This is a genomic window from Streptomyces sp. NPDC039736 (assembly GCF_055596485.1).
The window spans coordinates 425,835-446,404 of the sequence record NZ_JBVIUQ010000006.1 but is presented as its reverse complement, the minus strand read 5'-3'; the positions used below and the strand labels follow the sequence as shown (position 1 = coordinate 446,404).

13 protein-coding genes are annotated in these 20,570 nt (G+C 74.4%); 4 read left to right on the top strand and 9 right to left on the bottom strand.

All coding sequences use genetic code 11. The features are described from left to right. Positions 1 to 40: 40 nt before the first annotated feature. Together ACZ56L_RS21460 and ACZ56L_RS21455 are read right to left on the bottom strand one after the other, a co-directional pair. Positions 41 to 3,595 (bottom strand): ATP-dependent helicase, encoded by a 3,555-nt coding sequence (locus ACZ56L_RS21460; protein ID WP_471065627.1) that lies wholly within the window; start codon positions 3,593 to 3,595, stop codon positions 41 to 43. A 278-nt stretch (positions 3,596 to 3,873) separates the two neighbouring features. Continuing rightward, complete coding sequence (locus tag ACZ56L_RS21455) at positions 3,874 to 4,287, bottom strand: MGMT family protein (protein ID WP_401756165.1); 414 nt, start codon at positions 4,285 to 4,287, stop codon at positions 3,874 to 3,876. A gap of 218 nt (positions 4,288 to 4,505) precedes the next feature. On the opposite strand from ACZ56L_RS21455, the gene ACZ56L_RS21450 reads away from it, so the two are divergent. The 3 genes from ACZ56L_RS21450 to ACZ56L_RS21440 all read left to right on the top strand — a co-directional run bounded on the left by ACZ56L_RS21450 (position 4,506) and on the right by ACZ56L_RS21440 (position 10,784). Then, positions 4,506 to 7,337, top strand: a complete 2,832-nt coding sequence (locus ACZ56L_RS21450) for a lysylphosphatidylglycerol synthase domain-containing protein (RefSeq protein ID WP_380837205.1) — start codon at positions 4,506 to 4,508, stop codon at positions 7,335 to 7,337. A 103-nt stretch (positions 7,338 to 7,440) separates the two neighbouring features. After that, entirely contained in the window at positions 7,441 to 8,997 is a 1,557-nt protein-coding gene (locus ACZ56L_RS21445) for an alpha/beta hydrolase (protein ID WP_468691513.1), read from the top strand. Positions 8,998 to 9,152: 155 nt separating this feature from the next. Continuing rightward, positions 9,153 to 10,784, top strand: coding sequence for an alpha/beta hydrolase (locus tag ACZ56L_RS21440; RefSeq protein ID WP_471065625.1), 1,632 nt, complete (start codon positions 9,153 to 9,155; stop codon positions 10,782 to 10,784). An 88-nt stretch (positions 10,785 to 10,872) separates the two neighbouring features. Here ACZ56L_RS21440 and moeZ read toward each other — a convergent pair whose 3' ends face one another. The 7 genes from moeZ to ACZ56L_RS21405 form a co-directional block, all read right to left on the bottom strand. Next, a complete protein-coding gene (gene moeZ, locus ACZ56L_RS21435) occupies positions 10,873 to 12,051 on the bottom strand; it encodes an adenylyltransferase/sulfurtransferase MoeZ (RefSeq protein WP_471065623.1) in 1,179 nt (392 codons plus the stop codon). A 63-nt stretch (positions 12,052 to 12,114) separates the two neighbouring features. Continuing rightward, positions 12,115 to 12,924 (bottom strand): spherulation-specific family 4 protein, encoded by an 810-nt coding sequence (locus tag ACZ56L_RS21430; protein ID WP_471065621.1) that lies wholly within the window; start codon positions 12,922 to 12,924, stop codon positions 12,115 to 12,117. Next, positions 12,912 to 13,919: an NAD-dependent epimerase/dehydratase family protein gene (locus tag ACZ56L_RS21425; protein WP_189820696.1), complete on the bottom strand. Its 1,008-nt coding sequence runs from the start codon at positions 13,917 to 13,919 to the stop codon at positions 12,912 to 12,914. The genes ACZ56L_RS21430 and ACZ56L_RS21425 overlap by 13 nt, the downstream gene beginning before the upstream one ends. 291 nt (positions 13,920 to 14,210) lie before the next feature. Next, entirely contained in the window at positions 14,211 to 15,455 is a 1,245-nt protein-coding gene (locus tag ACZ56L_RS21420; RefSeq protein WP_471065619.1) for a hypothetical protein, read from the bottom strand. Next, entirely contained in the window at positions 15,452 to 17,269 is a 1,818-nt protein-coding gene (locus tag ACZ56L_RS21415) for a DUF3492 domain-containing protein (RefSeq protein ID WP_471065722.1), read from the bottom strand. Before ACZ56L_RS21415 ends, ACZ56L_RS21420 begins: the two co-directional genes overlap by 4 nt. A gap of 215 nt (positions 17,270 to 17,484) precedes the next feature. Further along, complete coding sequence (locus ACZ56L_RS21410) at positions 17,485 to 18,906, bottom strand: DUF3152 domain-containing protein (protein ID WP_471065617.1); 1,422 nt, start codon at positions 18,904 to 18,906, stop codon at positions 17,485 to 17,487. A gap of 155 nt (positions 18,907 to 19,061) precedes the next feature. Next, complete coding sequence (locus ACZ56L_RS21405) at positions 19,062 to 20,141, bottom strand: alpha/beta fold hydrolase (RefSeq protein WP_471065615.1); 1,080 nt, start codon at positions 20,139 to 20,141, stop codon at positions 19,062 to 19,064. A 202-nt stretch (positions 20,142 to 20,343) separates the two neighbouring features. Between ACZ56L_RS21405 and ACZ56L_RS21400 the strand changes: the two genes are divergently transcribed. After that, positions 20,344 to 20,565: a hypothetical protein gene (locus ACZ56L_RS21400; protein WP_345228557.1), complete on the top strand. Its 222-nt coding sequence runs from the start codon at positions 20,344 to 20,346 to the stop codon at positions 20,563 to 20,565. The last annotated feature ends 5 nt before the right edge of the window (positions 20,566 to 20,570 follow it).

The following is a 20,570-nucleotide window of genomic DNA, read 5'->3' as shown; positions in this document are numbered from 1 at the left end:
CACAGGGTCGCCGGCCCGCGGTTCCGGCGGGAGGTGTCGCCTAGTCGACCACGTGCTTGCCCTCCGGCAGGGCGCTGCACGAGGCCCGGAAGGCGCAGTGGGCGCACTGGCTGCCCGTCTTCGGGGCGAACCGTTCGTCCAGGACCCGGCCGGCCGCCGTGGCGAGCAGGTCGCCGACCCACTCCCCCGCCAGGGGCGCCTGTGCCTGGATCTTGGGCAGGGACTCCCCGCCGTCCTTCTTGGCCGCGCCCTGCCGCAACTGGACGAGTTCCGCGCCGCCCGCCTCGGGGCGCCGGCCACCGAAGACGTCGTCGACGGCGCCCTCGCGGACGGCGAGCTGGTAGACGGCGAGCTGCGGGTGGTGGACGACCTCGTCGCGGGTGGGCGCGGACTTGCCGGTCTTGAAGTCGACGACGTACGCCCGGCCCTGTCCGTCGGTCTCCACGCGGTCCATGGAGCCGCGGATGCGCACCTCGAACTCGCCGCCCGCCTCCAGGGTGACGTCGAAGCCGTGCTCGGTGGCGACGACGGTGCGCCCGCCCCGGTCGGTGACGTGCCAGGCCAGGAAGCGCTCCAGGGCGGCGCGCGCGTTCTCCTTCTCCTGGCGGGACTTCCAGGGCGCGTCGAAGGCGAGGGCGTCCCACACCGAGTCGAGGCGCTCCATGAGGACGGCCAGGTCGGCGGGGGTGCGCCCGGAGGCGACCTCGTCGGCGAGGACGTGCACGACGTTGCCGAAGCCCTGGGCGGCGGTCGCGGGGGCGTCCGCCTTGACCTCGCGGCCCAGGAACCACTGGAGGGAGCAGGTGTTGGCGAGCTGGTCGAGCGCACTGCCGGACAGCGCGACGGGCTGGTCGCGGTCGCGCAGCGGCACCGCGCTGTGCGTCGGCTCGTGCAGCCCCCACCAGCGGTCCGGGTGGGCGGCGGGCACCATCGGCTGCCCGTCCTCGTGGCTGAGCGCGGCGAGGCGGGCCAGCCGGCGGGCGGCGGCGTCGCGCAGCGCCTCGGTGGCGTTCGGGTCGACGGTGGTGGCGCGCAGCTCCGCCACCAGCGCGGAGACGGCGAGGGGGCGCCGGGGCCGGCCGGTGACGTCCTTGGGTTCGACGCCGAGTTCGGTGAGGAAGCGGGAGGGCTGGTCGCCGTCGTCGGCGGGGGTCTTGACGGCGGTGACGACCAGGCGTTCACGGGCGCGCGTGGCGGCGACGTAGAAGAGCCTGCGCTCCTCGGCGAGCAGGGCGCCGGGGGTCAGCGGCTCCGCGAGGCCGTCGCGGCCGATCCGGTCGGCCTCCAGGAGGGAGCCCCGGCGGCGCAGGTCGGGCCAGAGCCCCTCCTGCACGCCCATGACCACGACGAGCCGCCACTCCAGGCCCTTGGAGCGGTGCGCGGTCATCAGGCGTACGGCTTCGGACCGTACGGTGCGCCTGCTCAGGGTGTCGGCGGCGATGTCCTGGGCGTCCAGCTCCTCCAGGAAGTTGAGCGCGCCCCGGCCGCCGGAGCGCTCCTCGGCGCGGGCCGCGGTGTCGAAGAGGGCGCACACGGCGTCCAGGTCGCGGTCGGCGTTGCGGCCCGCCGCGCCGCCGCGCAGGGCGGCCCGCTCCAGGCGCGTCGGCCAGTTGGTGCCGTCCCACAGGACCCACAGGGCCTCCTCGGCGGTGCCGCCGCCTTCCAGGAGCTCGCGGGCCTTGCGCAGGAGCGCGCCCAGCACTTGGGCGCCGCGCGCGTAGGCGGGGTCGTGGGCCACCAGGCGCTCGGGCTCGGCGAGGGCACGGGCGAGCAGGACGTCGGAGGGCGGCGGCACCTTGCTGCCCGCTTCCCGCTCCTCGTCGCGCAGGGCGCGCCCGAGACGGCGCAGGTCGGCGGCGTCCATGCCCGCGAGGGGCGAGGCGAGGAGCTCGGCGGCGGTCTCGGCGCCGAGCCAGGAGGGGGCGGCCGGGACCTCGCCCGGCCGCGTCACCGGGGCGGTGTCGGGCGTGTCCTCGGCGGGGGTGCGGGACGTGTCCTCCACGACCGTGTCGGGCATGTCCTCCACGGCCGAGTCAGACGTGTCCTCGGCGGGGAGGTCAGGCGCGTCCTCCGCGAGCGTGTCAGGCGCGTCCTCCACGACACCGCCCGGCTCGTCGGCGGTCGCGTCCCCGTCCTGCCGCTCCCCCGTGAACGCCGTCACCGGCACCTGGGCCAGCGCCGCCTTCGCCACCGCCCGCAGGGCCGTCAGCAACGGTGTCACCGCCGGTTCGTGCCGCAGCGGCAGGTCGTCGCCGTCGATCTCCAGCGGCACCCCCGCCGCCGTCAGCGCGCGCCGCACCGACGGTATGGTCCGCCCGCCCGCACGCACCAGCACCGCCATCTCGCTCCACGGCACGCCCTCCTCCAGGTGGGCCCGGCGCAGGATGTCCGCCACGTTGTCCAGCTCGGCGCCCGCCGTCGGGTACGTGTTGACCTCGACCCTGCCGCCCTCGCGCACGGGAGCGAGGTCCCGGTGCGCCCGCACGGCCGCCGCCGGGAGCCGGTTGAGCGGCATCCTGCGGGTCAGCAGCCGGGTGGCGGCCAGCAGCGCGCCCCCCGAGCGGCGGGAGGTGGTGAGGACCTCCACGCGGGCCGGTCGGCCGTCCGTACGGCGGAAGGTGTGCGGGAAGTCGAGGATGCCGCCGACGTCGGCGCCGCGGAAGGCGTAGATCGACTGGTCGGGGTCGCCGAAGGCCACCAGGGTCCGCCCCTGCCCGGCGAGCGCGCGCAGCAGCCGGACCTGCGCGGGGTCGGTGTCCTGGTACTCGTCGACGAACACGGCGTCGTAGGCGGCGGCCAGCCGTCCGGTGCCCGCCTCGCGCTCGGCGAGCAGCACCGCGCGGTGCACCAGTTCGGCGTAGTCGAGGACGCCCTGCATGTCGAGCACGTCGAGGTACTCGGCGAGGAAGGTCGCGGCGGCCTGCCAGTCGGGGCGGCCGATCCGCGCGGCGAAGTCCCGCAGGGCCCCGGGGCCGAGTCCCAGTTCGCGGCTGCGGGCGATGACGGCGCGCACCTCGTCGGCGAAACCGCGGGTGGTGAGGCAGGCGCGCAGTTCGTCGGGCCAGCGCACGTGCGCCAGCCCGGACTTCTCCAGGTCGATCTCGCCGGCGAGCAGCTCGCGCACCGCCACGTCCTGCTCGGGGCCGGACAGCAGCCGCAGCGGCTCGCTGAACAGGTCGCTGTCCTGGTGCGCGCGGACCAGGGCGTAGCAGAACGAGTGGAAGGTGGTGGCCTGCGGCGACTGCCGGGAGCCCAGGCGCAGCGCCATCCGGTCGCGCAGTTCGACGGCCGCCTTGCGGCTGAAGGTCAGCACCAGGACGCGCTCGGGGCGCGTTCCGGCGGCGATCCGGGCGGCGACGGCCTCGACGAGGGTGGTCGTCTTGCCGGTGCCGGGGCCCGCCAGGACGAGCAGGGGGCCTTCGGCGTGGTCAACCACCGCGCGCTGCGGTGCGTCCAGCAGAGGAGGGTCCACGCGGCCCGGTGCCGTCCGGATCAGCCGGTAGGCGCCCGGAGGCCGCTGCCGCGACCGTGGGGAGTGCCGGTACGTCTGGTTGCGGGAGGCCCCCGGGTGGCCCGAGGAAGTGGAGGTGCTCACGTGGATTGCTGGTCCTGGTGGGTGATGTGCCGGCCGTCTCGCGGCCGTAGGGGGTGACTGTGCCGTACGGGGTCGGTGTGCCGTGCGCGTCCGGCGTACCGCGTGCTGTGGACGCTACGCCAGTGAACGCCCCGGACGCAGCGCCTCCGGTGGCCGCGGGGGCGCACCGGAGTGCGCGACGGCGTACTCCGTACGGTCTGCGGACCGCCCGTGACGGCGGCGGATGGCGGAAGCTGGACGGTGTGAGCCCTGCGATCCGCCGCGCACCGGGCCCGGTCTCAGGGGCCGTCGCTCCCGGGTTCCGCCCCGGTGACCGCCCCCGTGTCCGCTCCGGCGCCCGTGCCGCCGTCCCATCGGGCCCGCCTCATGTCGAGGCGGGGCAGGTGGCCGTCGGCGCTGCGGGGGGCGGTGCGCAGCGGGGTGCCCTCCTGCCGGTAGCGCTCCAGGGCGCGCAGTTCGTGCCCGGGCAGCAGGCGGCCGTCCGAACGCACCACGCGCCACCAGGGCACCGCGCCGCCGTACAGGGCCATCACCCGCCCGACCTGGCGCGGGCCGCCCTCCTCCAGCCACTCCGCCACGTCGCCGTACGTCATGACCCGGCCGGGAGGGACCTCCTCGGCGACCGCCAGGACCCGTTCCGCGTACTCGGGGTACTCGGGCGGTTCGTCACCGGGGGACAGCTCGTCGCTCATCCGGCCCATCCTGCACCACGCCACCGACAACGGGCCGGCGCGGGCCCCCGGCGCCGAACAACACAGTGGGCCTGTGACCACGCGCGCGCGTACCGTGCACGGGACGAACGGGGGCCCGGCACCCTGCGGCCCCCTGTCATCATCCGGTCATGCCACCATCATCCGGACGGTGACCGGTGAGACGAGAGCAAGAAGACACGACGATGAAGGAGCAGGACGTGCAGCCTCGACCGGCGGCGGGCGCTCCTGACGCCGTCCCGCGCCCCGAGACGGACGCCCCGCACGGCGGCGGCGAACAGACCGACGACGGCCCGCCACGGCCGGACACGGCCGCGGACAGGACCGCAGACAGCGCTGCGGGGGCGGCAGCGGACAGGGCCTCCGCGGGGGCGGGCGACTGGTCCTCCGCGGAGGCGGCCGACAGCTCCTCCGCGGGGGCGACGCTCGTCACGCTCGACAAGGGGCACTCCGAGCGGGTGTCGGGCGACGAGCCGCTGCTCGCCGCCCGGGTGCACCGGCCCGCCGACCTGGTGCGGCTGCTGTCGGGCCTGTTCGGCATCGTCTGTGTGATCGCGCTGGCGGCGTTCGCGCACGGCACCGCGTCCGGCCTGGAGCAGGACATCATCGACGGCACGGCGCAGACCCCGGTGGTCTTCGTACGGCTGGCGGGCCTGATCTCCAGCATCGCCGTGCTGATCCTCCCGGTGGCCTTCGCGATCGAACGGCTGATCAAACGCGACGGCCTGCGCATCGCCGACGGCGTGCTGGCCGCGGTGCTCGCGCACGGTGTCGCGCTCGCCACCGACCTGTGGGTCTCCGGGTCCGCCCCGAAGCCCATCCGGGAGGCCCTCACCCGGCTCGCGAGCGACGGTTCCGGCCTCACCGACCCGGTGCACGGCTACCTCGCACCGGTGATCGCGTACATGACGGCGGTCGGGATGGCGCGCAGGCCGCGCTGGCGGGTGGCGCTGTGGGCGGTGCTGCTGCTCAACGCGTTCGCCGTGCTGGTGGGCGGTCAGACGACGCCGCTGTCGATCGTCGTGACGGTGCTCATCGGCTGGACGGTGGCGTACGCGACCCTCTACGCGGTGGGCTCCCCCAATGTGCGCCCCACCGGGCAGACCCTCCTCGCCGGGCTGCGGCACGTGGGCTTCCGTCCGGTGTCGGCGATGCGCGCCGAGGACGACCCCGACATGGGCGACCAGGGCGACCGGGGCCGGCGTTACCTCGTCACCCTGGAGGACGGTCCGCCGCTGGACATCACGGTCGTCGACCGCGAGCAGCAAGCGCACGGGTTCTTCTACCGGGTGTGGCGGCGGGTCACCCTGCGCGGCATCACCCAGCGCCGGTCGATCCAGTCCCTGCGCCAGGCGCTGGAGCAGGAGGCGCTCCTCGCGTACGCGGCCATCGCCGCCGGTGCGAACGCCCCGAAGCTGATCGCCACCTCCGAGCTGGGCCCGGACGCCGTGATGCTCGTGTACGAGCACCTGGGCGGCCGGTCGCTGGACTCGCTGCCCGACGAGGAGATCACCGACGAGCTGCTGCGGGACGCCTGGCGGCAGGTGGAGGCCCTCCAGTCGCGGCGCATCGCGCACCGCAGGCTGACGGGCGACGCGATCCTGGTGGATCGTTCCGGCACGGTGATCCTCACCGATCTGCGGGGCGGCGAGATCGCCGCGGGCGACGTGGTGCTGCGGATGGACGTGGCGCAGCTCCTGACCACGCTGGGGCTGCGCGCGGGGGCCGAGCGGGCCGTGGCGAGCGCCCTGGACGTGCTGGGCCCTGACCGGGTCGCCGACAGCCTGCCGCTGCTCCAGCCGATCGCGCTGAGCCGTTCCACCCGTGCGACGCTGCGCAAGCTGGGCCGTGAGCGGGCGCAGCGCCAGCGCGAAGCGGTCCTGGCGGCGTCGGAGGCGGCCAAGGAGGCCAGGGCCCGGGAGAAGGGCGCGGACGCGGACGTCCCCGGGCGCAAGGCCGTGCGGGCGGAGAAGAAGGCCGAGAAGGAGGCCATCGACGACGCGATCGAGGACGCCAGGGAAGAGGACCTGCTGGCCCAGATCCGCCACCAGGTGCTGCTGATCCGCCCCCAGGCGCCGGTCGAGGCGGCCCGGCTGGAGCGCATCAAGCCGCGCACGCTCGTCAGCGTGCTGGCGGGCGCCTTCGCCGCGTACTTCCTGATCTCGACGCTGCTGGAAAACCCGGTGACCGACGCCTTCGCGCAGATGAACTGGGGCTGGGTCGCGGTGGCGGTGCTCTTCTCCGCGCTCAGCTACGTGGCGGCGGCGATGAGCCTCCTGGGCTTCGTCCCGGAGAAGGTCTCGTTCTGGCAGACCGTCAAGGCGCAGGTGGCCGGGTCGTTCGTCAAGCTGGTGGCGCCGGCGGCGATCGGCGGCGTCGCGCTCAACACCCGTTTCCTGCAACGGTCGGGCGTACGGCCCGGACTCGCCGTGGCGAGCGTGGGCGCCGCCCAGCTCTTCGGCCTGGGCAGCCACATCGGCCTGCTGATGATCTTCGGATACGTGACCGGGACCTCGCAGAGTTCCTGGGAGACCCCGTCCCGGACGGTGATCGCGGGCCTGCTGACGGCAGCGGTGCTGGCGATGATCGTGACGGCAGTACCGTTCCTGCGGAAGTTCGTCGTCACCCGTGTGCGGTCGCTGTTCGCGGGGGTGGTGCCGCGCATGCTGGACGTGCTCCAGCGGCCGAAGAAGCTCGCCACCGGCATCGGCGGCATGGTGCTGCTGACGGTGGTGTTCGTGATGTGCCTGGACGCGTCGATCCGCGCGTTCGGACAGGGCGACAACGAGCACCTCAGTTACGCCGCCGTCGCCGTGGTGTTCCTGACGGCCAACGCGGCGGGTTCGGCGGTGCCCACGCCCGGCGGTGTCGGCGCGGTCGAGCTCGCGTTGATCGGTTCGCTGACGTTCGTGGGGGTGCCGAAGGAGGTCGCGACGCCGGCGGTGATGCTGTTCCGGCTGCTGACCTTCTGGCTGCCGGTGCTGCCGGGGTGGCTGTGCTTCAACAGCCTCACCCGCAAGGGCGCCCTGTGACCACCCGCCGGGTGCCTCCCTGTCCCCTCGAAGAAGGTGGCAGGGGCACCCGCTTGGACCCCGGCGCGCGCGGACCGGCACCCCACCGCGCACGATAGAGGGCATGCCTACCCCTTCCGCTCTGCGCGTTCCGGCCCTGGCCGCCTCCGTTGTCGTACTGCTGTCCCTCGCGGGATGCTCCGACGGCGGTGAGAAGCAGGACGACAAGAAGCAGGACCTCGCCACCCAGGAGCTGACGTGGGAGGAGTGCCCGGCCCCGACTCCCGCCCAGGGCGAGGGCGGCAAGCCGTCGCCGCTGCCCGGCGGCGCCCGGTGGAAGTGCGCGACCATGCAGGCCCCTCGCGACTACGCCAAGCCGGACGGCGAGCGCATCGACCTGGCGCTGATCCGCGCGGAGGCCTCCGACAAGGACAGCCGCATCGGCTCGCTGATCTTCAACTTCGGCGGGCCCGGCGGCTCCGGGGTGAGCACCCTGCCGAGCGCCGCCAAGGACTACGAGAAGCTGCGCACCCGGTACGACCTGGTGAGCTTCGACCCCCGGGGAGTCGGCCGCAGCGCTCCTGTGAAGTGCCAGGGCGACAAGGAGCTCGACGCGTACTACGCCGAGGACGCCACCCCCGACGACGCCGCCGAGGAGAAGAAGTACGCCGACGGCGTCAAGGCGTACGCGGCGGCCTGCGAGAAGAACTCCGGCAAGGAACTGCCGTACGTGGGCACCACCAACGCGGCCAAGGACCTCGACCTGATGCGACAGGTCCTCGGTGACGAGAAGCTGCACTACTTCGGCATCTCGTACGGCACCGAACTGGGCGGCGTGTACGCCCACCTGTTCCCGAAGAAGGTGGGCCGGGCGGTCTTCGACGCGGTCGTGGACCCCACCCAGAAGACCGAGCAGAGCTCCCTGGGCCAGGCCAAGGGCTTCCAGCTCGCGCTGAACAACTTCGCCAAGGACTGCGTGGCGCGCGGCGACGAGTGCAAGCTCCAGGGCAGCACGCCGCGGGAGATCGAGGACGACATCGTCGCCCTCCTCCAGCGCCTCGACAAGAAGCCGATCCCGGGCACGCCCGGCCGTGAGCTGACGCAGAGCCAGGCCACCAACGGCATCGTCCAGACCTTGTACTCCAAGGAGTTCTGGCCCTACCTGGAGCAGGGCCTCGACGAGGCGGACGGCGGCGACGGCGCGCTGCTGCTGGTCCTCGCCGACTCCATGAACGGCCGCAACGAGGACGGTACGTACAGCAACATCGGGGCGGCCAACGCCGCGATCAACTGCGTGGACTCCAAGGAGCGCTACGACCTGGCGTACGCCAAGTCGAAGGTCGCCGAGTTCAGGGCCGCCTCCCCCGTGTTCGGCGACTTCCTCGCCTGGGGCCTGTCCGGCTGCGCGTCGTGGCCGGTGCCCGGCCAGTGGGAGACGCCGGACGTGAGCGCGCCGGGCGCGGCGCCGATCGTCGTGATCGGCAACACCGGTGACCCGGCGACGCCTTACGAGGGCGCGCGGAAGATGGCCGAGCAGTTGGGCAAGGGCGTCGGCGTGGAGCTGACGTACAAGGGCGAGGGCCACGGCGCGTACAACGGCGGCAGCACGTGCGTGAAGTCGGCCGTGGACGACTACCTGCTGGAGGGGAAGGTCCCGGCGGCCGGCAAGGTCTGCGAGTAGGACCGCGCGGAGGGCCGCCGGACCGGTGACGGCCGGTCACCGCAAGGGATTTCCGTGACTGTCAGTGGTCGACCCTAGGATGTTGGCACCTGCTTTCGACATCGGGGCAGGTGTCGGACGAATGCGTTACGACGCGCGGCGGGGGGGGATCGGCCATGGCACGGCGGGGAGCGGGACGGCGGGCGGGACACACCAGGGCGGGGGCGAGGGCAAGTGCCCTGGCGGTGGCGGCGGTTCTGGCCGCCGCCACCGTCGGCGGATGCGCCTCGAACACGGAGCCGGACCGGCCGGAAACGGGCGGGACCGGCTCGGCCGCCGGGCCCACGGGCAGTGCCCGGCCGCCCGCCCCCGATCCGAAGTCCGGGCTGCCGGCGGCCCTGACCGGCCAGAAGCTGGTCTGGAAGGAGTGCGCCCCGCCCACGAAGGCGCAGGGCAACGAGGCGCAGCGGCCCGGCCGGGAGTGGCAGTGCGCCACCGCCGAGGTCCCGCTGGACTACGCCGCCCCGAAGGGCGAGACCCTCCACGTCGCACTGGTCCGGGCGCGCGCGACGGGCGGCGACGACAAGCGGATCGGCTCGCTCCTGTTCAACTTCGGCGGGCCCGGCGGGTCGGGGGTGGCGTCGCTGCCGCAGATGGGAGACCTGTTCGCCGCCCTGCGCGAGCGGTACGACCTGGTGGGCTTCGACCCCCGGGGCGTGGCGGAGAGCTCGGAGGTGGTGTGCCGGGACGACAAGGAGACCGACGTCTCGCTGGCCCTGGACTCCACCCCGGACACCCCGGCCGAGGAACGGGCCTACTTCGCGGACGCCAAGGCGTTCGGCGAGGGCTGCGCGAAGCGCTCCGGGAAGATCCTCCCGCACGTCGGCACGGACGACGCCGCGCGCGACCTGGACGTCCTGCGCCAGGTCCTGGGCGACCGGAGACTGCACTACTTCGGCTTCTCCTACGGCACCGAACTGGGCGGCGTCTACGCCCACTTGTTCCCGGGGAAGGTGGGGCGACTGGTGATGGACGCGGTCGTCGACCCGTCCGCGGACGGCGTGGCCGGAGCCCGCAACCAGGCACTCGGCTTCCAGCGGGCCCTGGACAACTACTCCAGGAGCAGCGGAGCGAGCGCCGAGGCGGGCACCGACCGGGTGCGGCGCCTGCTGGACCGCCTGGACCGGAAGCCGCTCCCGGCGTCCGGAGGGCGCGAACTCACCCAGAGCCTCGCCCTGATCGGCATCATCGCCCCGCTCTACAGCAAGGAGAGCTGGCCCGCCCTCACCCGGGCCCTGAAGGCGGCGGAGGACGGCGACGGCACCCTGCTGCTCCTGCTCGCCGACTCCTACAACGACCGCGACTCGCAGGGGCACTACAGCACCGCACATCACTCGCAGCGCGCCATCTCCTGCGCCGACACCGCCGCCCGGCCGACCGCCGAGCAGGTCCGCGCCACGCACCTGGCGGACTTCCGGGAGGTCTCCCCGGTCTTCGGCCCGTTCCTGGCCTGGGACCTGGCGGGCTGGTGCGCCTCCTGGCCGGTGCGGGGCGCGCACACCGACACGGACGTCTCGGCCCCCGGCTCGGCACCGGTTCTGGTGGTCGGCGGCACCGGGGACCCCGCGACACCCTTCGAGGGCTCGCAGCGGATGGCGGAGGAGCTGGGCAAGGGCGTCGGCGTGCACGTCACGTTCAGGGGCGAGGGCCACGGGGCCTACCCGACGGGCAACGCCTGTGTGGTGCGGACCGTCAACGCGTATCTGCTGGACGGGAGAATACCGGCGGCGGGCACCGTCTGCTCGTAGTGGCCGCCCCGCCCGCTCGCCCGTTCGGGACAAGCCGGAGGGGCCGGGCAGCCCCTGGCCGCCCGGCCCCTCGGCACATCCGGCCGGCCTAGTAGACCGGCTTCTCCGGCTCGATCTGGTGGACCCAGCCGATCACGCCGCCGCCGACGTGCACGGCGTCGGCGAAGCCCGCCGACTTCAGCACGGCGAGGACTTCCGCACTGCGGACACCCGTCTTGCAGTGCAGGACGATCTTCTTGTCCTGCGGCAGGCTCTCCAGGGCGGTGCCCATCAGGAACTCGCCCTTGGGGATCAGCTTCGCGCCGGGGATCGAGACGATCTCGTACTCGTTCGGCTCGCGGACGTCGATGATCTCGATCTTCTCGTCGGTGTCGATCCACTCCTTGAGCTGCCGGGGAGTGATCGTGGAGCCGGCGGCGGCCTCCTGGGCCTCCTCGGACACGACGCCGCAGAAGGCCTCGTAGTCGATGAGCTCGGTCACGGTCGCGTTCGGGCCGCAGACCGCGCAGTCGGGGTCCTTGCGGACCTTGACCTGGCGGTACTGCATCTCCAAGGCGTCGTAGATCATCAGGCGGCCGACCAGCGGGTCGCCCACGCCGGTGAGGAGCTTGATGGCCTCGGTGACCTGGATGGAGCCGATGGACGCGCAGAGCACGCCGAGCACGCCGCCCTCGGCGCAGCTCGGCACCATGCCCGGCGGCGGGGGCTCCGGGTACAGGCAGCGGTAGCAGGGACCGTGCTCGGACCAGAAGACCGAGGCCTGGCCGTCGAAGCGGTAGATGGAGCCCCATACGTACGGCTTGTTCAGCAGCACGCACGCGTCGTTGACCAGGTAGCGCGTCGCGAAGTTGTCGGTGCCGTCGACGATCAGGTCGTACTGGGAGAAGATCTCCATCACGTTCTCGGCTTCGAGCCGCTCTTCGTGCAGGACGACGTTCACGTACGGGTTGATGCCGAGGACCGAGTCCCTCGCGGACTCCGCCTTCGAGCGGCCGATGTCGGCCTGGCTGTGGATGATCTGGCGCTGCAGGTTCGATTCGTCGACCTCGTCGAACTCGACGATGCCGAGCGTGCCGACTCCGGCGGCGGCCAGGTACATCAGAGCGGGGGACCCGAGGCCGCCGGCGCCCACAGCGAGCACCTTGGCGTTCTTCAGGCGCTTCTGCCCGTCCATCCCGACGTCCGGGATGATCAGGTGGCGGGAGTACCGACGGACCTCGTCGACGGTGAGCTCGGCAGCGGGCTCGACCAGGGGTGGCAGCGACACGGGAACTCCGGTGGTCGGTCAATCAATACGGTTGTTCGTCGTGTAACACTGCCACGCCCCTTCTCATTCCGAGACACCCGGTCCGATGCGCGAGACGATTTCGTCCCAGTACCCGGGCAGGGCCTCCCAGGGGCTGCCGGCCGGGTCGTCGGCGCCCGCCCGCTCGGTCCGGTCGGTGAACCAGATGGTGCCCGCCCCCTGCCAGCGGGCGATGCGCAGCGCCTCGTCCAGATGGGTGCGCGGCACGCCGTGCACCAGGTGGCAGAAGCGGGAGGCCGGGTGGGCGGCCGTCCACGGGGCCGCCTGCGACCAGCGGTAGTCCGTCCACGGCCCGGAGAAGGTCACCAACTGGTCGGCGGTCTCCGCGTATCCGGCATACGGGTGGGTGCCGTGGCCGAGGACCAGCCGGCCGCCGTCCGGGGCGTGCGTGCCCGCCAGCATCGACCGCAGGGCGGCGGTGAGCCGCCGGATTTCGGACAGTTCGTCCCGCCCTGTGGGACAGCAGTCCAGATAGAAGCCGTCGACCCGGTACCAGTCCAGGAAGCGCTGCGCGTCCGCGACCAGCTCGCCGAACGCCCGCACCCCGTAGGTCAGGTCCAGGTGCCCCAGCACCCGCAGCCCCGCGTTGCGCAGCCGCCCGGAGGCGTCGAGGCAGTGCGGGTCGGGGCGTGCGCCGGGCCCGTCGGCGACGTTCAGCACCGTCCAGTGCAGGGGCGCCGCGCGGCCCGGCCCGGCGTGCACCCGGGAGAAGCGCAGGAGTTCGGCCCACTCGACCGGCGCGAGCAGCGGGTGGGCGTAGCCCGGTACGCCGATCCCGAGCCGGTCCGCCCCGATCGCGGGGCGGACGGCGGGGGAGGTGCTCAGATGCGGCACGCCGCCTCCATCCAGATGTCCGCGAGCGATTCCTCCAGGTTGATCCGGGGCCGCCAGCCCAGCCGGTCGCGGGCGGTGCGCACGTCGGCCTGCTGCCAGCTCCCGCAGCCGTCGGGGTACGGGTACGGGGCCGCCCCGAGGTGCTCGGTGAGGGCGTCGCCGGAGCGGGGGGCGCCGATGGTCGGCACGCCTCCGTTGCGCACGGCGGCGCTGGCCGCAGCCGAGCTGGAGTACCCGCTGGGGGCGTCCAGTTCGTGCAGGGCGCCGCCGTATCCGGCGACCCGGGCGAGCACGGCGGCGGCGTCGCGCAGCCGCACCGCGCGGCCGGTGCCGATGTTCACGACGCCCTGGGCGGCGGACAGGGACGCGGCGTGCACGGCGCGCGCCACGTCCCGGACGTCGACGAAGTCGCGCTGCACGCCGAGACCGGAGAGCTTGAGCTCGCCGTCCCCGGACTGCATGGCCCGGCGCATCGCCTCGGCGAGCCGGCCGAGCGGCGATCCGGCGGGCGTGCCGGGGCCGACCGGCGAGAAGACCCGCAGCACGACGGCGTCCAGGCCCGAGCCGAGCACCAGCTCGGTGGCCGCCAGCTTGCTGACGCCGTACGGCCCGCCGGGGCGCGGCACCGCGTCCTCGGCGGTGGAGGAGCCCGGCTGGGACGGCCCGTACTCGGCGGCGCAGCCGAGCTGGACCAGGCGCGCCCCGCAGCCGCTGCGGCGCAGCGCCTCGCAGACGGTGGCGACGGCGACGGTGTTGTGCCGGGTGAGGTCGCGGGCGCCGCCCCGGGTGGCGCCGGCGCAGTTGACCACGACGCCGGGGTGCACGGCGTCCAGGAACCGGGTCAGGGCGCCGGGGCTGCCGGTGGCGAGGTCGAACCGCACGTCGGCGTCGTCGCCCCGGCCGAGTGCGGTGAGCTGGACGGCGGGGTCGGCGAGGAGCCGGTCCGCGACGAAGCGGCCGAGGTATCCGTTGGCGCCGAGCAGGAGGACCCTCATCGCGCCTCCTCCCCTCGGTGCCGACGGGCGTGCACGGACTGCACGGACAGGGGGGGTGGGGGGGTCATGTGACGTTCTCCTTGAGGGTGTTTGTGCGGGCACTGCGGGTGGGACGGGTGGTGCGGCGGCTGCCTCGGCGTCGGCTCCGGGGCTGCCAGGAAGGTGGCTCGGTCGGGTCGTACGACTGCGGGGGCCGTACGTCGGAGGGGCGGGCCGGCACGGCGACCGCGCGGCCGGCGGGCGCGCGCGGGGCCCACCGGGGGCGTGCCCGCGCGCTGTCGCGCCGGCCGGTCAGGCGCGCCGCCCGGCGTGGGCGGAGGCCCGTGACAGGGCGACGGCGGCGTGGGCGAGGAGCCCGAGGGCGGCGGCTCCGCAGGCGAGAGCCGGGACGGCGCCCGCGCCCCACTCCCGTACGGCGGCGCGCACGGGTGCCGCCAGGACCTCGCAGCCGGGGACCCGGGACGCCAGCGGCGCGGCGAGGGCGAGGGCTTCGACGACGCAGGCAGCGGTGAGTCCGGCCGCGCCCGCCCGGGGCATGCCGTGCACGGCGAGCAGTCTGGCCAGGAAGAGCAGGGACCCCACCGCGAGCGCGGACACCGCGAAGGCGCCGCCGAAGCCGAGTCCGGCCGCCCCGTACAGCAGCGCCGCCAGGGTCGCCGCGTACAGGCCGAACACCCCGAGGAGCAGCGGCCGCACGGCCGCCCCGAAGTCCTCCGTGCCGCGGCTCGCGCTGAGCCGGCGGCGCGCCTGCACGGACAGCAGCCGGGCGCACCAGGCGGCGGGCGCGAGGGCCGCGGCGAGCCCGACGAGGGTGGCCGGTTCCGGCGCCCAGAGGGGGCCCTCGCCGAGGAGGCGGGACAGCAGGCCGTCGCCCAGGACGGCGTACAGCAGCAGCCAGCAGGTACGCGTCCACGGCGCGTAGCCGTCGGCCCGCAGCGGTCCGCGCCGCAGGCACAGGGCGACGGCGGCGAGCGTCGCGACCGCCCCGGCGACGGTGACCGCGATCCCGGGCCCGCCGGTCAGGAGGTCCCCGGCGAGCAGGGTGAGGGCGCACAGGACGCCGGGCAGGAGGGCGTACGCCGCCCAGGCGGCCGGCAGCGGATCAGTGTGCGCCGGGGCGTGCGCCGGGGCGTCCTGCTCGTCGGCGCGCGGCACCCGCGCGTAGAGCTCCTCGGCGAGGGAGAAGACGTCCCGGTGCCGGAAGCGGGCGGCGGTGCGGTCGGTGACGCCGTGCGCTTCGAGGCCCGCGGCGATCTCCAGGGGGTCCACGGCCCGTTCGCAGAGTTCGCGGTGGCGGTGCATGAGCACCCTGACCGGATCGACGGGCCCGCCCCGGGAGGCGCCCGCTCCGGCGCCGTTGCCGGCGTCCGGCGCCGAGGCGGCCCCCGGCCGCGGGGGCCGCGCGGGCTGGACGAACCGCCCCCGCCCCGCCGGCCGCACCGGGACCGGTGCCGTCGTGGGCCGCACCGCGGACACGTCCGTGCCGCGGGCGGGGGTCTCCGCCCTGCCCGCCGGGTCTGCCGTCTGCGTGGTCATGGGCGTGCCTCCCGTACGGGGTCGGTGGGGTCGGACAGGTGCTCCGCGCGCGGCGGGCCGGGTTCGGCCAGGAGGGCCACGGCGGCACACGGCTCCCGGGGCGGCGGCTCGGACGCGGCCCGGCCCGGCGCGCGCCCGGTGTCGAGCGGCGCACCGCCCCGCCAGGCGCCCGGTACGTACGCCTCCGCCGGGAACGCGAACGGCAGCGGGTCGGCGTCCCGCGTCTCCCGGCGCACCGGGGAGTGCGACACCAGTTCCAGGTAAATGCCGCGAAATGCCGCGAGGTTCTGCTCGACGGTGAACAGTTCGAGTGCCCGCGCGCGCCCCGCCGCTCCCAGCCGCGCCCTGCGCTCCGGGTCCCGCAGCAGTGCGAGGCAGGCGTCCGCGAGGGCGCGGGGGTCGCGCGGCGGCACCACCAGGCCCGTGCCGCCGATGACTTCGACCACCGCGCCGACGTCCGTGGAGACGGTGGCCCGGCCGCAGAACATCGCCTCGACGAGGCTGATCGGGAAGCCCTCCACGACGCTGGAGAGCACGACCGCGGAACCCGCCGCGTACGCGTCCTCCAGGTTCGGGACGCCGGGGCCGCCGATCTCCTCGAAGGCGACCGGACACCCGCCCTCCGGGTGCGCGTCGGCGGCCCCGTCGGGGAAGAGCCGGGCGGCCAGCGCCCGGCAGTGCGCGAGGTAGCCGCGTCCGGTGCGGTCGTCGTCGGCGACCGGCGCGGCGACGATCCGCAGCCGGGCGCCGGGCTCGGCCGCGCGCACCGCCGCGAAGGCGTGCAGCAGCGTCACCAGGTCCTTGGCGGGGTCCACCCGGCCCACCCACACCAGCGTCCCGTCCGCGCGGTCCCGGTCCGCCCCCGCGCGCTTCCGGTCCGCGGCCTCTCCGACGGCCGTGAACCGCTCGGCCTCCATCCCCGGGTACACCGTGCGCAGCTTGGCCCGGTCCGCGCCGCAGCGCTCCTGCCAGCGCCGGGCGTGCGCGTTGCCGGGGGTGATCACGGCGGCCTGCGCGTACACCTCGGCGGCCAGCAGCCCCTGGAAGGAGGCGAGCAGCGTCCGTACCGAAGCGCTCAACTCGGCCTCCTGCGCGGCCAGGTAGTGCGCCCGCAGCCGCACCCCGTACTCGGTCACCAGCAGCGGCACCCCGAAGAAGCGCTTGGCCAGCAGCCCCGGCAGCGCCGCCGGGCCGCCGGACGCCGCGTGGCAGAGGTCGACGGCCCCCAGGCCGCCCTCCCCCGCCTCGTACCAGTCGAGCGACAGCGGGCGCAGGGCGCGCTCCAGGAGGTCGGCGAAGGCCAGGTAGTCGGGCACCTTCGCGATCTGCACGACCCGGGGCGCGCCCGGCGCGCGACAGGCGCGCTCCAGGGCGCGCACGGCGCGTTCGGAGCGCAGCGCGGCGTGCAGCCCGCCCTTCTCGCGGGCGAGTTCGGCCAGCCCGTACAGCCCTGTGGAGAAACGCTCCGCCACTGTCGGGTCCGCACCGGCGGTCTCCCCCGCGCAGACCGCCGAGACCAGTGCGCCGAAGTGCTCGTCGAAGCGGCGTCGTTCGCGCCGGCCGTGGGCGCGGGCGCCGAGGCGGCCGTGCGAGATCCCGAAGTCGGCCTCCGAGGTCCACAGCGGGGCCGTGCGCACCCGCTGCACCTGCGGCGGCAGTTCCAGCCAGCCCTGTTCCTCCTGGTCCGCGCTGCGGCTCAGGGCGTAGAGGTCGAACGCGTGCCGCGCGAGTCCGCGCACGAGCCGGTCGCACCAGAACCTGGATTCACCGGTCGCATACGGGTAGCCACCCTCCGTAAGCAGTCCGATCCGCACGCGCACACCCCCGATCTCCCTTGTGGACAGCCGCCGTTGGTCCGGCGACTCGCAGCGGGACCGACCGTATGCGGACATGCCGGTGGCGCGATGGACGGTTGTCCATCGCACCACCGGAAGGGGTGAAGAGTCGTAACTTTCCTGCGCGGTCGGCGTTTGGTCGCGCTAGAGAGGTGTGCGCGTGTGCCGCACGGGGCACCGGCCGGCGGCCCCGATCAGTTCTCGGGATGCACCCACGGGTTGGGCCTGCACACCCTGTCGCCGGTCTTCAGCGTCTTCGTCTGCTGCATCATCACGGGCGCGAGCGCGCCGTCCTTGGCGCAGTACTCGTGGTTGCGCCCGAGCCGGTGGCCGACCTCGTGGTTGATGAGCATCTGCCGGTACGGCAGGAGCAGCGAGTCCCCGAAGGTCGGTGAGCCCCCGGCCCACCGGAAGGCGTTGATCATCACGCGTTCGGTCCGCGCGGAGTCGCAGGAGACGTTCCCGGAGAGCGTCTCCAGGTCCGACTTCAGGCACCAGATGCTCGTGGTGACCGGGGAAGCGAGCGTGACCACGAAGTCGGCGCGCCCTTCGGACACCCGCTCGAACGTCATGTCGCCCTTCCCGGCCCAGCTCCGTTTGTCGTTCAGCGTCCGCTGCACGGCCTCGGCGAAGAACTTCCCGTCGAGACCGAGGTCCTTCTCGACCTCCACGCGATACGTCTTCTTGGTCCCCTTGCCGGGCGCGGGGTCCTCGCCCGGCACGACGTCGAAGGCGTTGGGCCCCTTCGCGTCGGCGTCCATCGGCAGCTTCTGCGCCATGCGCTGCTCGTACGTCAGCGGGGCGGCCGGGGCCTTCCCGGGCTCGCTGCCCTGCGGCGAGGTGCGGTCCTGGTCGCGCGAGGAGCCGCCGGCGAGGTCGCGGCCGGCGACGCCGGGACCGGTGGCCCCGCCCGTGCGCCCGGACTGCGACTGCGGGCCGGCCACCATCACCGCGAGGGCGGCGGTCACCGCGGCCGCGGACACGCCGATCACGGTACGGGCCGGCCACCGCGCGGAGCGGGGCGCGGTGCCCTCGGGGCCGTCCGCGTCCGGGCGGCGGGCCCTGGCGTCGTCCCGGTCGGTAACGGTGTCGTACGGATCGCGGGGCCCGGCCCCGGCCCCGGCTCCATGCGACTGCGGCTGCGGCTGCTCGAAGGCTTCGACGAAGTCCGGACGCGGCCCGTCCGGGCGCTGCCGCTGCCCCGGGCGGCCCGGCCCCCGCTGTACGGGAACGCGCGCGCCGAGACCGACGCCGGTGGACGACTGCTGCGTCCTGGCCTCCGGCTGCCGGGGCCGCTGCCGCGGGCCCGACGGCTGCTGCGGCACGAAGGCCGCCGTGTCGCGCGCCGCCCCGACCCAGTCGCCGTAACGCCCGGCGCCGGTGTCGGTGACCGCACGGCGATTGGAGCCGGTGTCGGCGACCGCACGGCGGCCGGAGCCGGTGTCCGTGATCCCGTGGCGCCCGGCGCCGGTGTCTCCCCAGCCGCCTCCGGGCTCCCGCTGTTCGGGATGCCCGCCCCGCACCTGGGCCTGGGCCCGGACCGGGTTCTGCGGTCCCCCCGCAAGGTGGCGCGGCTGGAAACGCGGTCCCGCTCCGGTGTCCTGAACGCGCGGCACAGCTCCGGTGTCACCGCGGCGACGCCGCCCGGTACCGGGTGCGGCGGGCTCGCCCGCGGCGCCTCGGGGGGTGGCGTCGCCGCCGGGTATGCCAGGTGTCTCATCGGCACCCTCCGGTGCGGCACCTCGGCGACTGTGACGTCCCACGCGGCGGATCAGCTCCTTGTTTCCGTGTGCGTGTGCGCTTCCGTGTTCGATTCCGTACGCGTTTCAGTGTGCGGGTCCGCGTGCGCCGCCGTCCGCCCGGGGGCGTGCTGCTCCCCGGACGTCCGCGCCGGTGCGGGCCGGTGCTCCCGTACGAGATCGAGGAAGGCCTCCGCGACCGCCTCGGGGTACTCCATCATCGCCACGTGCCCGGCGTCCGGAAGGGCCAGGAGCCGGGAATCGCGGAAAGCGGCCGAGGCCCTGCGGGCCATGCGGAAGGACACCAGTTGGTCGCGCCCGCCGTACACCAGCAGGGTGGGGGCGAGCACCCGCTCCGCCTGTTTCCACAGTCCGTGCTGGCCGCCGAGGGTGTACGCGTCCACGATGCCCCGCGCGGAACGGGTCATCGCCTCCCAGAAGTACGGCAACTGGAGCCGCCGTTCCATCTCGTCGACGGCGGCACGGAAGCCCTCCTCAGTGACCTGGGCGGGGTCTCCGTAACACAGGCCCGTCACGCTGCGCGTGCGCTGTTCGGCCGTCCAGTCGCGGCTGAGCTTCGCGAAGAGCCCGGCGACGCCCGGGATGGCGAGCAGCCCGGTGGGGATGGCGGCCCGCTGCACCCGGAGTTCCGGCAGCGCGGGCGACACCAGGGTGAGCGTGCGCACCAGGTCGGGGCGGACGGCGGCGACACGGGTGGAGACCGCGCCGCCGAGCGAGTTGCCGAAGAGGTGGACCGGGCCCCGGCCGGCGGCGTCGAGATGACGGATGACGGCCCGCGCGTGCCCGGTGATCGAGTAGTTGCCGTCCTCGGGCGGCGGGGAGTCGCCGAATCCCGGCAGGTCGACGGCCTCGCCGGCGACGACGCCGTCGAGCAGCGGCATCAGCGCCGACCAGTTCTGCGAGGAGCCGCCGAGCCCGTGGACGTACAGGGCGGGCGGCAGGTCCTGCTGCGCCGGGGGCCTGGAGCGCACGTTCAGCGTCAGCCCGGGCAGGGAGACGGTCCGCAGTTCCTCCCCCTCGGCGACCCTGACGGTACTGACCATCGGCAGCGGGGCGGCCGCGGTGGATTCCGGCAGATCGGTCGAAGACATGGCGCCAATGTTACGAGACGATCACGCAGCGGCTCCTGTGTCCGCGGTCACAGACCGTCCATCGCCCACCGCGCGCCCGGACCGCACGGCACACGGCACCGTCCGCCCCGGACCGCATGGCGCACGCCACCGTCCGCTCCTACGCTCGAAAGAGGGCGCGCGTCCGCACATGACGGGCCGCGTGCCGGAAAGGCGGAAGACCATGACTGTGGATCCCACCGAACCGGACGACTTCACCGCGGGCCCCGACGAGACGCCGGAGCTCACTCCCGAGACCCCCGAGGCGGACGCCGCCGAGCAGCACACCGACGTACGGCCGGAGACGGACGACCCCTTGCCGAGCACGGAATCCGGCTCCGCCGACCCCGCAGACCTCGCGGAGCAGACGCGCGTGGTGACCCTGGACGAGGACGACTACCGCTGAGCGGT